Below are 13700 nucleotides of genomic sequence, written 5' to 3'. Positions count from 1 at the left end.
GTACTCCTAGCTGGCGCCGGTGGCCGCGGCCCAGTCCTCTGCGCTCATATCCACGAACTCCAGATCCGCCTCGTCGCCGGGCTCTGACAGCGGCTGATCCGGCCAGATCGTCTCATAGGCGCGGCGGAACAGCGCCTGCAGTTCGGCGTCGTCGAAGGGGTACTGCTGGCCCGCGAACTGGCCGATGCGGCCGCGCGGATTGGCGATCAGAGAGTCCAGCGCCAGCCGCAGCCAGTCGAGGTTGCCGTCCTTGTGGGCACGCCTGTGCATGGCGCGGATGTCGGCGTCGAACTGGGCCAGATCGGCCATCGGATCGGGCGCGTTGACGGCCCGGCCCATAGTCAGCAGACGCGTGTAGCCCGCGATCAATTCCTTGCGGATTTTCATGGGATCATGTTCCCCGGATTGGCGTTGGTGTAGGTCTTGGTCTCATTGTCCCAGCCGTCGGCGACCGGATATTGCTGCATCATCACCCAGCGGCCCGGGATCTCCGTCGGAGCGGTGTTGTGCCGCTCTTTGTACTTCTCGAAGTAGTCGGCGTTGTCCTGGGCCTTTTCCTCGGGGTGGTCCGTCGGATCGGCAGGAAAGGGGGTGGTTTCGGCGGGCAGCTTGTCCGGCTCCCAGATGAAGTTCACATAGGCGCGGGTCAGGCCCTCGATCTCCTCAAAGGTCTCATAGGTCTTGTCGGGGATCGGTTCGCCATGGTCGTCGAGGCGCACGTGTTTCTTGTGGCCAACAAAGGCCTTGTCGATCGGGCGGCCGTGCTCGACGGTACAGTCGAAGTTTTCCTCGGGCCAGTCCAGCGGATTGCCCGAGACATCCATTTTGGTCACGTTGATGTCAATTTTCTCATCACTGTCCAGCGCAGCCTGGGCCGCCAGTTCGCGGCCGGCCAGCCAGTCCTGCGGGCTGTGGAACTTGGAGGAGGCGCCGGTGTAGGAGCGCTCGTCGTCGGTTTTGGCATTCGGCGGTTTGCCGGTCTTGAGCCGCTGGATCAGGTCGTCGTCGCTGACGTCCGGGCCGTGGCGGTCCAGCGAATGGCCCGCGTTGCTGTCCACGCCATCCTTCGCCTCGCAGTCTTCGGCGGCTTCCTTGCAGAGCGCCTGCAGGTCGGTGCGGATGCCGTCAAAGGCGGTCTTGGCCTTGGGGAAGTCGGGTTTCCTGGCCTCATCCTCGGCGGCCGCGACCCGCTCCTTGAAGGGCGTCAGCTTGCCCGCGTCCGTGCCGGCCCGCTCCAGCGCCTTGAGGATGCCCTGGACCTGGAAGCGGGCGGTGGCCATGGGCTTGACCTGCTGCAGCAGTTTCTGGTGGGTGTCCAGCATCAGGAAGGCGTCGCCGTATTCCTTGTCATTGTCCGCCCGGTCCGTGGCGGTTTTCAGCGACGCATCCAGCGCATCCTCTGCCGGTGCCAGCTTGAGGTATTTTTTGGTCCGGTTGTGCTCTTTCTGAACCTTGGCCAGCTTGGCGCGGTAGTCCGCCATGGCCAGCACCAGCTCCATGTAATCCGTCCCGTCCAGCACCGCCTGCAGGTCGCTGGCGGCCTTGGCCGGATCGCCGCCGCGGGCGGTGGCCTCTGCCGCCTTGATGGCCGCATCGAGCGGGCCGGTCAGTTCATCCGCGTCGCCGGGCAGTACTGCCAGCAGATCCTCTGCGGCCTGCCGGGCGTCCAGATAGGCAGGCATCGCGCGCAGCAGCGCCAGCGCCCCGGGGACTGCGGCCACCGCCTCGGAGTATTTTTTGGCGGCCAGGGCGTCTGCCACCTGTTTCTGGAAATCGTACCCCGCAGCCGCCGGATAGCGCTGCAGGATCAGCGCCATCTCGCGGCGCTCATCCACCACTTTCTCCAGCTTGAACAGCTCATTGAGCTTGGCGTGATACTGCGGGGCGCCTGCGTCCTTGTCGAAGTTGCCGGCGTCCGCCAGTGCCTTATGCGCATCCCAGGTGGCGGTCAGATCGGACAGCTCCGGCTCTGTCAGCACCTGGCGGAGCGCCTGGTATTTCTTCTCCAGCGCCTTGACGATCTGTTTGGACCGGCTCTGGCGCATCAGCACTTTGTTGGCCCCCTCCCAGACCTTCAAATCCGCCATGGCGCCGGCAGGATCATTGGTGCCCTTGAATTTCTGCTTGGTATCAGCCGCCGCCAAGGCATCCCGGAAGCCCTTGTCCGCCTTCAGCGAAGCATCAAAGGTGCGCATGTATCTGGCCAGCGCGCCGCGCTCCGGGGAACTGTAATCTATCAGCTCCTGCAAGAGCGCCTCGCCCTCGGTGTACTTCTGCTGCTTATAGGCCTTTTTCTTGGCGTTCTTCAGGTGGTTGCGGTAATCCTTGGCGTCCGGGACCATGCTGGACAGGATGAAGTCGCAGCGGTCATGGGTGTTTGCCATGTAGTCCGCCAAAAGCGCGTCAAAGCTGAGCGCCTTGGCCATGTCCGCCTCGTCGCCGAGGTTGGCCTTCCAGGACTCCAGCGCCGTCTTGGCTGCGCCGAAATCGCCGGCCTTGGAATGGCCTGCCGCAGCTTTCATCTGCGCGCTGCGGGCGGCTGTGGCGGTGCCCTTGCCCGGATCGCCCATAGGCTCGATCAGCGACAGGGTCGCGCGGGTCCAGTTGTCGAAGTAGAGGCCGTATGTATTGGCGGCCTCCGCCTTGGCGGTGATCTCCTTGGCCTGCGCCTCCACCGCCTCGAAGTCAGTGGCCGTGACGGCAGCGGCCATCGCTGTGTGCGCGGCTTTGATCAGCCCCTCAAGATAGGTGAAAGCGCCCTGATCGAGGGTGTCGCGCACGGCGGCAAACTTGGCCTCAGCCTCCGCCTGGGCGGCCTGCGCCTTGCCCCGGGCCGCGGCGGTGGCAGTCTGCGCGGCGATCTGGCTGGACAGTTCCTGGATATCGCTGTCGATCTGATCGAAAGCATCCGCGCCGCCCGCGCCGAGGATTTCCTTTTTCAGCGCCTTGCGCCCGCCCGCCAGGCTGCGCCGGGCGCCGGAGCTGAGAGTGGCGGGGATGGTGATCTTGGCCAGTTCCGCCAGCGCCGCCTTGCGCCGGGCCTCCAGTTCCTCATCCCCGGGATCCGGCATATCCGGCATGGTCCAGGCCTTGATGGCATAAAACCGTTCGGCCCACTGGCGGATGGCAGGGTTGTTGGCAAGCGGATCCGGGGTATTGGCCATGTATCACCTCAACACAACAAAGGGGCGGCCTTGGGGAAATGCGCGAAAATATGCGCTGCCTAAGCAACCATAGGTGACGCCGCGATTTTCATGCAAGGGTATTCTGACGCTGCGGCAAGCCTGTGCGCAGCCGCGCAGAGGATTGATGGACAAGCGCCCCGGACTGCTCTAACCCGATGGTATGTCCACATATAATACCCGCGTGTCCGGACAGCGGACGCCCCCGCGCATTTTCACCCTGATCCTGCTCGCCGGCCTGTCGGCGCTTGGCATGAACCTGCATCTGCCGTCGCTGGCGGGCATGTCGGAGTATTACGCGGTCGACTACCGAGTGATGCAGCTGTCGGTAGCGCTGTATCTGGCGGGCAATGCGGTGGTGCAGATCTTTGTCGGGCCGATTTCCGACCAGATGGGGCGGCGGCCGGTGATCCTGGGCAGCATCGTGCTGTTCCTGCTGGCCACGCTGGGCTGCATTTATGCCCCCACAGCAGAGATATTCCTGATGTTCCGGGTGGCGCAAACGGCAGTCGCAGCCACCATGGTGCTGAGCCGCGCGGCGGTGCGCGACATGTATGACACCAACGAGGCCGCCAGCATGATCGGCTATGTCACCATGGGCATGGCAATCGTGCCGATGATCGGCCCGGCGATCGGCGGCTTCCTGGATCAGTGGATGGGCTGGAAAGCCAATTTCTGGATGCTGTTCCTGGTCGGCGCGGCGACGCTGATGATCACCTTCACCGATTTCGGCGAGACCGCGCACAAGAGCGGCAAGACGCTGATGGCGCAGTTCAGCGAGTATCCCGAGCTGCTGCGCTCGCCGCGGTTTTGGGGCTATTCGCTGTCTTCCGGTTTGGCCTCGGGCGCGTTCTTCGCCTACCTTGGCGGCGCGCCCTTTGTCGGCACCGAGGTCTACGGCCTCAGCACGGCGGAGCTGGGCGTTTACTTCTCTGCGCCTGCGGTGGGGTATTTTGCCGGCAACTTTATCTCCGGGCGCTATTCCACCAGGCTGGGGGTCAACCGCATGGTGCTGTGGGGCTGCGTGATCAATGGCGGCGGGGTGCTGCTGTCGCTGCTGATTGCGATGGCGGGCGCAGATACTGTGTGGACCTTCTTTGGCCTCATGTGCTTTGTCGGGCTTGGCAATGGCATGGCGATCCCCAATGCCACTGCCGGCGCGATTTCGGTGCGGCCGCATCTGGCAGGCACCGCCTCCGGCCTCAGCGGCGCGATTATGATCGGCGCAGGTGCGGCGCTCAGCGCCTTTGCCGGGATGATGCTGGTGCCGGGTTCCACGGCGGTGCCGCTTCTGGCGATCATGTTTGCCACCGCCGCCTGCGGGCTGATTGCGATTCTGCTGGTTGTCTGGCGGGAGCGGCAGATCCGCGCATAGGAATCGCCGCAGCCTTGCAGGCATCTCTTTGCAATTATACTGTTCGCAGGAGTTCGATTTGCAAAGGCACGCCCCATGGCCACCCAGAAACTTTACGCCGGCGCCAAGCTGCGCGAGATGCGGCAGCGGCTGGAGCTGACACAAAAGGATTTCGCCGCCAAGCTGGGGGTCTCCCTGCCCTATCTGAACCAGATGGAGAACAACAACCGCCCGGTGTCGACCACGGTGGTGCTGGCGCTGGCGCAGGAATTCGGCATGGATGTGACCGAGCTGAGCGCCGGCGACAGCGAACGCCTGGTCAGCGACATGCGCGAGGCGATGGCGGATCCGGTGTTTGCCGATGATGCGCCGCCCTTGGCGGACCTGCGGCTGACGGCGTCGAACGCGCCGGCGCTGGCGCGGGCGTTTCTGACCCTGCACCAGGCCTACCGCCAGACCCACGAACGCCTTGCCTCATTGGATGAGGCGCTGGGGCGGGAGGATGCGCGTATCCAGGCCAGCCCTTGGGAAGAGGTGCGGGATTTCTTCCACTATTGCGACAACTACATCGACGCGGTCGACCGCGCGGCAGAGCATTTTGCCGCCACCAGCGACATCCGCGCGGCCGCAGTGGCAGAGCTGGAGCGCGGCGGGGTTGCCGTGAAGCAGACCGAGATGGAGGGGCTGCGCCACTATGATGCGGAGGCAGGCGTGCTGCATCTGTCCAACCGCTCCGCCCCGCAGACGCAGCTGTTCCAGATGCTGCTGCAGGTGGCCCTGCTGCGGCAGAACCAGCTGCTGGAGGCGACGCTGGATTTTGCAAAGTTCCAGAGCGAAGAGGCCCGCGCCATCGCCAAGATCGGCCTGGCCAACTACTTTGCCGGGGCCGCGCTGATGCCCTACACGCGGTTTCTGGAGGCGGCGCAGGCCTGCCGGCACGACCTGGAGCTGCTGGCGATCCGTTTCGGCGCCTCGATCGAGCAGATCGCGCACAGGCTTTCGACCATGCAGCGGCCCGGCGCCAAGGGGGTGCCGTTCTTTTTCGTGCGCGTCGATCAGGCGGGCACCATTACCAAGCGCCACTCGGCCACGCGGCTGCAGTTTGCCCGGTTTGGCGGCGCCTGCCCGTTGTGGAACGTGCACCGGGCGTTTGAGACCCCGGGCCGGTTTCTGCGTCAGCTGGCGGAGACGCCGGACGGGGTGCGCTATATATCGCTGGCGCGGGATGTGTCGAAACCGGGCGGCTCCTTTGGTGCGCCAGTGCGCCGCTATGCGATTGCGTTGGGGTGCGAGGTGCGCCATGCGGATGCCCTGGTCTATGCCGACGGGCTGGATGTGAGCCAGGACAGCGCCTATGAGCCGATCGGGATTTCCTGCCGCATCTGCGAGCGCAAGGACTGCCACCAGCGCTCTGTCCCGCCGCTGGAGCGGCGGCTGACCATCAACACCGACCAGCGCGGCGTGCTGCCCTATGAGGTGAGCTGACGCTGCGGCTGGCCTGCGTGTGCTGCGCGTCCTAGGTTAGGGTCATGGCGGATTTCGAACAACTGGTCCTGTCCGGCGGCGGCTGCCGCTGTTTCTGGCAGGGCGGCTTTCTGCATGTAGTGCAGGATGAGCTGCCGCTGAGCCCTGCCAGGGTGACGGGGGTGTCCGGCGGCGCGCTGACGCTGGCGGGGTTCCTTGCGGGCCGTGGCGAGCAGGTGCTGGCGGAGATGAAGGACGCCTTCCGGAAAACCGTCAGCAACATCAACTTGCACCAGCCCGGCGAGGGCGGGCTGACGCCGCATCAGCAGGTCTATGAGGACGTGGTCACCCGGTCGCTGGACGGCGATGCCATGGCGCGGGTGGCTGCCGGGCCGCAGGCGCAGATCCTGCTGGGGCACCCGCCATCCGACCGCTGGGCGCGGTTGACCGGCAGCCTGGCGACGATGGCCTATGAGGCGGAGCTGCACCTGGTTGGCTCGCCGCATTTCAACTGGGCGGAGCGGTTTGGCGTGACCTCCTGCCTGGTGGACGCAAATGCGGCGGCGCGGGAGGGCCGGCTGGCCGATCTGGTGCGGTTCGCCGCCACCATCCCGCCGGTGTTCGAGCCGCCGCGCTGGAACGGGCGGGCGGTGATCGATGGCGGCATGGCCGATCAGGCGCCGATGCCGAAGCCGGACAAGGGGCGCACACTGGTGCTGCTGACGCGCCCCTACAAGCGGCTGCCGGACGTCGCCGGGCGGCTGTACGTCTGGCCTGAGGACGAGGTACCTGCGGACAAGATTGATTTTACCGATCCGGAGAAGATCCAGGCGACCTGGGATGCGGGGCTTGCAGCAGGTGAAGCGTTTCTTCGGAAGGCCGCGGCGGAGTGATGCCTGCGGCGGCTGCGCGGCACTGTGCCGCCTTCAGCGGTGAGCTGCGGCAGGCCTACGGAAATCCGTGCGGGATTGTCAGCCGCGCAAGCGGTCCAGCAGGCGGACCAGCAGGGCGCGTTCCGCCTGAACGGCAGCTGCCGGCGGCTGTTTGGGTTGATCCTTTGGGGCTGGCTGCCAATGGCGCAAACGGCGCGGCGCAGGCTTCTCTTCCTCAGTACGCACTGCCGTGTCTTCCCGGATCACACTTCGGACCGCCGCAAGGATTTCCGCGTCGGAAATCTCGGCTGGTGTCCCTTCAATCTCCTGCCAAAGGCCCGGCTGATAGATGTGTCCCATACGGTTGCTCCCTCGCACACTGCTGCGCAGCAGCCGGTCTGAGGCCAAACCTGAGCTGCAGGCTATACGTAGCGCGTCCGGTCACAATTTTGACGAATTTGCCTTAAATTCACCAAAATTGCCTCATCTGGCGGAGGGTTCGGTCTACATTGGCTGGATGGTGCAGCATTGTTTCCCATTCGAGATCAAACCGACCGCAGCGAATCGCATGGCAACTTTGGCTGTAAAAAAGTTCCGTCCGGCGCCCGTTTCTCAGGATGCTTCTATTCAGCCGCACGCTCCGGACCGGAGCCCCGGATCCCGCCCTTCGGCACGGCGCGGTGTTTGCGGCACCCTGTTTCGCTTTGCCCGCTGCCCGGCACAGCCTTGATCTCGGACCCGGACTGAAGAAATCACGAGGGAATTCAGCAGCTGACAATATGAAGAGAAGGGGAAATCACCCCCTCAATTTGCCAAGGCACGACACAGCGAGGCATCATCCTTGACTTCGCGGTCAGCCAGGAACAAAACAGGAACAAGCAAAGTTTACGAGCCGCAAGAGGACAGCCAATGGAAGAGAAACTCAGCATATCCCGGGATTTCGATTTTGAAATCGGCCGATGGAATGTGCGCCACCGCAGGCTGAAAGAGCGCCTGGCTGGCTGCGATGAATGGGAAGAGTTCCCAGGCACCTCGGAAACCCGGCATGTGCTGGGCGGGAATGGTAATGTCGAAGACAATCTTCTCAAATTTCCCGGCGGGGCCTACCGGGCAATCGCGCTGCGGTCTTTTGATACGGCCAGCCAGACCTGGGCCATATGGTGGCTGTCGGCCAACGACCCGCATCAGCTGGACGTGCCAGTGATCGGCAAGTTCAAGGACGGTACCGGCTCTTTCTTTGCAGAAGATACCCTGCGGGGTGACCCCGTGGCGGTCAGGTTTCTTTGGCTGCACACCCGAACTGAGCCCCCCCGCTGGGAACAGGCCTTGTCGCAGGACGGCGGCAAGACCTGGGAAACGAATTGGACCATGGATTTCACGCGCGTGTGATGCGCGCCGCGGACCGCGCCCTAGTAACTGAAAAGGAGCGCCACCGGCGCTCCTTTCCCTATTCTGGATTGTGGTCCGGGCCTTATGCCTTGGACAGGATCCCCCAGATCTCATCCTTCAGCGCGGCGCGCTGCTTGCGCAGATCGGTTTCGGCTTGTTCGCTCACCGGCTCCACGTTGGTTTCCGCCCGGTGCACGGCGCGGTTCACTTCGTGATACTCATCCGACAGCTTGGCAAAATGCGCATCCGACTGCTTCAGCTGGCTCATCAGCGCAGCCTTTTCCGGGAATTCCTCGGACAGCTCATGGGGAGTATGGGACACCTGTTCGCTCCTTCTTCCTAGGGTCGGATGCAGAATATGCCCGCCCCCGCCCCGCCACTTTGACGCGGATCAAAAGATGTGCGCGGCGCGCTGATTTTCAGAAAGAATTTTGCGGAAAGTAAGCCGCCCGCACAAAGGGGAGGTGGCGGGCGGCTTGCTGGCAGCGCAACAGGATCAGCGTTGCGCTTCGCGCCAGTTCGGGTTGAACCACGGCTCTGCGTTGGAGGACGGCAGGCGGCGGCCCAGGATATGGTCGGAGGCCTTCTCGCCGGTCATGATCGAGGGGCCGTTGAGGTTGCCGTTGGTGATCCGCGGGAAGATCGAGCTGTCGGCAACCCGCAGGCCATCGACGCCGATGACGCGGCATTCCGGATCGACCACCGACATCGGATCCTCCGCGGCGCCCATCTTGCAGGTGCCGCAGGGGTGATAGGCGCTTTCCACGTGTTCGCGCAGGAAGCCGTCAATCTCGTCGTCGGTCTGCAGGTCTGCGCCGGGCTGGATCTCGTGCTTGAGGAACGGCTTCATCGCGTCCTGGGCGAAGATCTCGCGGGTCAGGCGCACGCATTTGCGGAAGTCGATCCAGTCCTGCTCGGTCGACATGTAGTTGAACAGGATGTTCGGCGCGTCCTTGGGATCGCTCGACGCCAGCGTGACATCACCGCGCGAGGGCGAGCGCATCGGGCCGACGTGGGCTTGGAAGCCATGGCCCTCTGCCGCCGCCTGGCCGTCGTAGCGGACCGCGATCGGCAGGAAGTGGTACTGGATGTCCGGGTAGTCCACCCCCTTGTCGGAGCGGATGAAGGCGGCGCTTTCGAACTGGTTCGAGGCGCCCAGGCCGGTCTTGGTGAACATCCACTGGGCCCCGACAAGACCCTTGCCGAACAGGTTCCAGTACTTGAACAGGGTGATCGGCTGCTTGCAGGCGAACTGGAAGTAGAACTCCAGGTGGTCCTGCAGGTTCTGGCCGACGCCGGGACGGTCGGCAACCACGTCGATTCCGTGTTCAGCCAGATGTTTTGCCGGGCCGATGCCGGACAGCATCAGCATCTTGGGGGAGTTCAGCGAGGACGCGGCCAGGATCACCTCGGCATTTGCACGGATCACCTCCACCTTGCCGCCGCGTTCGATTTCCACGCCGGTGGCGCGGCCGTCCTCGATCACCACCTTGCGGGCGAAGGCGCGGATCAGGTCGCAGTTTTCACGCTTGAGCGCGGGCTTCAGGTAGGCGTTGGCGGCAGACCAGCGGCGGCCCTTGTAGACCGTCATCTCCATCGGGCCGAAGCCCTCCTGCTGCTCGCCGTTGTAGTCGGAGGTCACCGGGTAGCCGGCCTGCTCACCCGCCTTGACGAAAGCGTCGTGCAGCGGGTTGTCGCGGGGGCCGCGGGTCACATGCAGCGGGCCGTCCTTGCCGCGCCAGTCCGGGTCGCCGCCGTGGCCGCGGTCATTCCAAGTCTCCATGCGCTTGAAATAGGGCAGCACGTCGGCGTAGGACCAGCCTGCGGCGCCGCTTTCGGCCCAGTGGTTATAGTCACCTGCGTGGCCGCGCACATAGACCATGCCGTTGATCGAGGAGGAGCCGCCGATCACCTTGCCGCGCGGGCAGACCAGTTCGCGCCCCCCCAGATGCGGCTCCGGCTGGGATTTGTAGCCCCAGTCATAGAGCGGCATGTTCATCGGGTAGCTGAGCGCGCCCGGCATCTGGATAAACGGCCCGGCATCGGTGCCGCCGTGTTCAATCACCAGGACCTTCTTGCCGGCCTCGCTGAGCCGGTAGGCCATGGCACAGCCGGCTGATCCGGCCCCGACAATCACATAATCCGCGTTCATCGCTTCTCTCCATCGCTGAGACCGGTGGCGCCTTGCCTGCCGGCTCTGCCTTGCTTTGCCTTCGGGCTGCCCGCCTGGGCAGGCAGCTCCGGGTAGTCTGCCGCCCTGCCCTGATTGCCCTTTGGGCTGGCGGGGCGGGCGGGCGTCAGCCCAAAGGGCAATCAGAATGCCGCTTCGACGTCGCCCATGCGGACGTAGACGGACTTCACCTGGCTGAAGTGCTTGATCGCCTCTTTCGAGTTCTCGCGGCCAACGCCGGATGCCTTCACCCCGCCAAACGGCGCCTCTACGGGCGCGTCGTTGTAGGAGTTGATGAAGCAGCTGCCCGCTTCCAGCTGGCCGATCACCCGGTGGGCGCGGCTGAAGTCGTTGGTGAAGACGCCGGCGGACAGGCCGAATTCGGTGTCATTGGCGCGGGCGATCACCTCTTCCTCGGTGTCGAAGTCGAGGACGGACATCACCGGGCCAAAGATTTCCTCGCGCGCGATGGTCATGCCGTCGGTCACGTCGGCGAACACGGTGGGTTCAACGAAGAAGCCGTCCTTGTCCGCGCGCTTGCCGCCGCAGATCAGGCGGGCGCCCTCTTCCTTGCCTTTCTCGATGTAGCCCAGCACGATGTTCATCTGGTTCTCGGACACCATCGGGCCAAAGCTGGTGGCCTCATCCATCGGGTCGCCGATGATGGCGTTGCCGGTGCGCTCAGCGAGGCGGGCGAGGAACTTCTCCTTGATGCCCTTCTGCACGAACACGCGGGTGCCGTTGGAGCAGACTTGGCCGGAAGAGTAGAAGTTGCCGTTGATGGCGCCGCCGACGGCGTTTTCCACATCGGCGTCGTCAAAGATGATCAGCGGCGACTTGCCGCCAAGTTCCATGGTGACGTGCTTCATGCCTTCGGCGGCGGCGGCATAGACCTTCTTGCCGGTCGGCACCGAGCCAGTCAGCGAGACCTTGTCGACGCGCGGATCGGTGACCAGCGCGCCGCCGACCTCGCCCATGCCCTGGATGACGTTGTAGATACCGGCGGGTGCACCGGCCTCATGCAGGATCTCGGCCACCTTCAGGGCGCAGAGCGGCGTGGTCTCGGAGGGTTTGAACACCATTGAGTTGCCGCAGGCCAGCGCGGGTGCGCCTTTCCAGCAGGCGATCTGGGTCGGGTAGTTCCAGGCGCCGATGCCGACGCAGAGGCCCAGCGCCTCGCGCACGGTGTAGACCCAGTCCTCGCCCATCGGGATGTGCTCGCCGGTCAGGGAGCCAGCGAGGCCGCCGAAGTATTCCAGCGCGTCGGCGCCGGAGGTGGCGTCAGCGACCAGGGTTTCCTGCAGCGGTTTGCCGGTGTCGTAAGTTTCCAGAACGCTGAGTTCGTGGTTGCGCTCGCGCATGATGTCGGCGGCGCGGCGCAGGATGCGGCCGCGCTCGGTGCCGGTCATCTTGGCCCATGCCTTTTGCGCTTCCTTTGCGGTGGACAGCGCCTGCTCCACAATGGCCGGGGTGGCGGCGTAGACGGTGGCGATCTGTTCGCCGGTCGCGGCGTAGATCACCGGGATCGGGGTGCCTGCGGTGTCTTCGACGTATTCGCCGTTGATGAAGTGGCTGGCCTTGGGCTGTGCGGGATGTGTCATGTTGTGTGTCTCCAGCGGGGGTCTTCAGCAGGGGAGATGCTGAACGGTTGCTAAGGTTATTCGCCGCGGGGAAAGCGTTTGCTTTCCTCGAGGTTGTCGAGATTCATGTGGTTGCGCATGTAGCGCTCTGAGGCTTTCTGCAGCGGCTGGTAGTCCCAGGGGTAATAGCCGCCCTGGCGCAGGGCCTCGTAGACGACCCAGCGCCGGGCCTGGCTGGCGCGGACCTCTGCGTCGAAGGTTTCCAGGTTCCAGCGGGCCTCAGATTTGGCGCGCAGGGTTTGCAGGGTGCCGGCATGGGCCGGGTCCTCTGCCAGGTTGGCGAGCTCGTGCGGGTCCGCCTCCAGGTCGAACAGCTGATCGGGGTCCAGCGCGCAGCGGTTGTACTTCCACTTGCCATAGCGCAGCGACACCAGCGGCGCATAAGACGCCTCAGCCGCGTATTCCACGGCGACCGGTTCAGTGCGTTCCGTTCCGTTGGCCAGCGGCACCAGGTTCTGGCCGTCGGTCCAAGGTTCGATTTCAGCCATATCGACACCGGCCAGCGCGCCCAGTGTCGGGGTCACGTCCAGGGTGGACACAGGCGTTTCAATGAGGCCGGCGGGCAGATCAGGCGACGAGATCATCAGCGGCACGCGGGAGGAGCCCTCGTAGAAGCTCATCTTGAACCACAGGCCCCGCTCGCCCAGCATGTCGCCGTGGTCGGAGACAAACAGGATGATCGCCTCCTGCCGGGTGGTTTCCAGCACGTTCAGGATCTCGCCGATCTTGTCATCAAGATAGGAGATATTGGCGAAATAGGCCCGGCGGGAGCGTTTGATGTTCTCTTCAGTGATGTCGAAGCTGCGCCAGTCGTTGGCGTCAAAGATCCGCTTGGCATGGGGGTCGTGGTCCTCGTAGTCCATGGCGGGGACTTCGGGCAGCAGATGCTCGCAGTCCTCGTAGAGGTCCCAGTACTTGCGGCGCGCCACATAGGGGTCGTGCGGGTGAGTGAAGGAGACGGTGACGCACCAGGGGCGGTCGTCCAGACCGCGCGACAGCTCATAAAGCTTGGCGGTGGCGTTGTAGGCGACCTCGTCGTCGTATTCCATCTGGTTGGAGGTTTCCGCCACCCCTGCTCCGGTAACGGACCCCATGTTGTGGTACCACCAGTCGATCCGCTCCCCCGGCTTGCGGTAATCCGGGGTCCAGCCGAAATCGGCCGGGTAGATGTCGGTGGTCAGCCGGTCCTCGAACCCGTGCAGCTGGTCGGGGCCGACAAAGTGCATCTTGCCCGAGAGGCAGGTGTAATAGCCGGCGCGGCGCAGGTGGTGGGCGTAGGTCGGGATGTCGCTGCGGAATTCCGCTGCGTTGTCATAGACGCCGGTGCGCGAGGGCAGCTGGCCGGACATGAAAGACGCCCGGCCCGGCGCACAGAGCGGCGACGCGGTGTAGGCGTTCTTAAAGCGGGTCGAGCGTTCGGCTAGTTTCTTCAGGTTCGGAGCGTGCAGCCACTCGGCGGGGCCGTCCGGGAAAAGTGTCCCATTCAACTGGTCAACCATCAGGATCAGGATATTCGGGGCACTCATCGCGGACCTCCCAAGTATTGGCGATGTTTCTTCGAAAGGCGCCCGGCAGACCCGAAGGCGCTGCCAGGCAGTTGGAGGCTGGTCCCCTCATTCGGGGAAACTT

General features: G+C 64.4%; 11 protein-coding genes. 4 read left to right on the top strand and 7 right to left on the bottom strand.

Annotation, left to right across the window (positions count from 1 at the left end; genetic code table 11):
- Nucleotides 1-6: 6 nt before the first annotated feature.
- Together AC5STI_RS01800 and AC5STI_RS01795 are read right to left on the bottom strand one after the other, a co-directional pair.
- A complete protein-coding gene (locus AC5STI_RS01800; RefSeq protein WP_475051016.1) occupies nucleotides 7-387 on the bottom strand; it encodes a hypothetical protein in 381 nt (126 codons plus the stop codon).
- Entirely contained in the window at nucleotides 384-3164 is a 2781-nt protein-coding gene (locus AC5STI_RS01795; RefSeq protein ID WP_495445376.1) for a hypothetical protein, read from the bottom strand. Before AC5STI_RS01795 ends, AC5STI_RS01800 begins: the two co-directional genes overlap by 4 nt.
- Before the next feature lie 181 nt (nucleotides 3165-3345).
- Between AC5STI_RS01795 and AC5STI_RS01790 the strand changes: the two genes are divergently transcribed.
- The 3 genes from AC5STI_RS01790 (at nucleotide 3346) to AC5STI_RS01780 (ending at nucleotide 6893) form a co-directional block, all read left to right on the top strand.
- Nucleotides 3346-4557: a multidrug effflux MFS transporter gene (locus AC5STI_RS01790; RefSeq protein WP_495445375.1), complete on the top strand. Its 1212-nt coding sequence runs from the start codon at nucleotides 3346-3348 to the stop codon at nucleotides 4555-4557.
- A gap of 75 nt (nucleotides 4558-4632) precedes the next feature.
- A complete protein-coding gene (locus tag AC5STI_RS01785) occupies nucleotides 4633-6021 on the top strand; it encodes a helix-turn-helix domain-containing protein (RefSeq protein WP_475051011.1) in 1389 nt (462 codons plus the stop codon).
- A gap of 44 nt (nucleotides 6022-6065) precedes the next feature.
- Nucleotides 6066-6893, top strand: a complete 828-nt coding sequence (locus AC5STI_RS01780) for a patatin-like phospholipase family protein (protein ID WP_495445374.1) — start codon at nucleotides 6066-6068, stop codon at nucleotides 6891-6893.
- A gap of 78 nt (nucleotides 6894-6971) precedes the next feature.
- Here AC5STI_RS01780 and AC5STI_RS01775 read toward each other — a convergent pair whose 3' ends face one another.
- Nucleotides 6972-7232 carry a hypothetical protein gene (locus tag AC5STI_RS01775; RefSeq protein WP_495445373.1) on the bottom strand — a complete coding sequence of 87 codons (261 nt, stop codon included), beginning with the start codon at nucleotides 7230-7232 and terminating at the stop codon, nucleotides 6972-6974.
- Between the two features lie 549 nt (nucleotides 7233-7781).
- On the opposite strand from AC5STI_RS01775, the gene AC5STI_RS01770 reads away from it, so the two are divergent.
- Nucleotides 7782-8261 (top strand): DUF1579 domain-containing protein, encoded by a 480-nt coding sequence (locus tag AC5STI_RS01770; protein WP_495445372.1) that lies wholly within the window; start codon nucleotides 7782-7784, stop codon nucleotides 8259-8261.
- An 82-nt stretch (nucleotides 8262-8343) separates the two neighbouring features.
- Here the strand turns inward: AC5STI_RS01770 and AC5STI_RS01765 are convergent, their stop codons facing one another.
- The 4 genes from AC5STI_RS01765 to betC form a co-directional block, all read right to left on the bottom strand.
- Nucleotides 8344-8583 (bottom strand): HP1242/YdcH family protein, encoded by a 240-nt coding sequence (locus AC5STI_RS01765; RefSeq protein ID WP_475051005.1) that lies wholly within the window; start codon nucleotides 8581-8583, stop codon nucleotides 8344-8346.
- Between the two features lie 174 nt (nucleotides 8584-8757).
- Nucleotides 8758-10413, bottom strand: coding sequence for a choline dehydrogenase (betA, locus tag AC5STI_RS01760; RefSeq protein WP_495445371.1), 1656 nt, complete (start codon nucleotides 10411-10413; stop codon nucleotides 8758-8760).
- Between the two features lie 161 nt (nucleotides 10414-10574).
- Nucleotides 10575-12032: a betaine-aldehyde dehydrogenase gene (gene betB, locus AC5STI_RS01755; protein WP_495445370.1), complete on the bottom strand. Its 1458-nt coding sequence runs from the start codon at nucleotides 12030-12032 to the stop codon at nucleotides 10575-10577.
- A 56-nt stretch (nucleotides 12033-12088) separates the two neighbouring features.
- Nucleotides 12089-13597, bottom strand: a complete 1509-nt coding sequence (gene betC / locus AC5STI_RS01750; RefSeq protein ID WP_495445369.1) for a choline-sulfatase — start codon at nucleotides 13595-13597, stop codon at nucleotides 12089-12091.
- Nucleotides 13598-13700 lie beyond the last annotated feature (103 nt).

The organism is Leisingera sp. CC-HEC096 (assembly GCF_059429235.1).
Note: the sequence above shows the minus strand (reverse complement) of the source record. Positions and strands in the feature narration are given on the sequence as shown.

Bases quoted from the DNA above. Each gene is read 5' to 3' on its own strand.
- AC5STI_RS01800 (WP_475051016.1), bottom strand. From the start codon at position 387: ATGAAAATCCGCAAGGAATTGATCGCGGGCTACACGCGTCTGCTGACT.
- AC5STI_RS01795 (WP_495445376.1), bottom strand. From the start codon at position 3,164: ATGGCCAATACCCCGGATCCGCTTGCCAACAACCCTGCCATCCGCCAG.
- AC5STI_RS01790 (WP_495445375.1), top strand. From the start codon at position 3,346: ATGTCCACATATAATACCCGCGTGTCCGGACAGCGGACGCCCCCGCGC.
- AC5STI_RS01785 (WP_475051011.1), top strand. From the start codon at position 4,633: ATGGCCACCCAGAAACTTTACGCCGGCGCCAAGCTGCGCGAGATGCGG.
- AC5STI_RS01780 (WP_495445374.1), top strand. From the start codon at position 6,066: ATGGCGGATTTCGAACAACTGGTCCTGTCCGGCGGCGGCTGCCGCTGT.
- AC5STI_RS01775 (WP_495445373.1), bottom strand. From the start codon at position 7,232: ATGGGACACATCTATCAGCCGGGCCTTTGGCAGGAGATTGAAGGGACA.
- AC5STI_RS01770 (WP_495445372.1), top strand. From the start codon at position 7,782: ATGGAAGAGAAACTCAGCATATCCCGGGATTTCGATTTTGAAATCGGC.
- betA (WP_495445371.1), bottom strand. From the start codon at position 10,413: ATGAACGCGGATTATGTGATTGTCGGGGCCGGATCAGCCGGCTGTGCC.
- betB (WP_495445370.1), bottom strand. From the start codon at position 12,032: ATGACACATCCCGCACAGCCCAAGGCCAGCCACTTCATCAACGGCGAA.
- betC (WP_495445369.1), bottom strand. From the start codon at position 13,597: ATGAGTGCCCCGAATATCCTGATCCTGATGGTTGACCAGTTGAATGGG.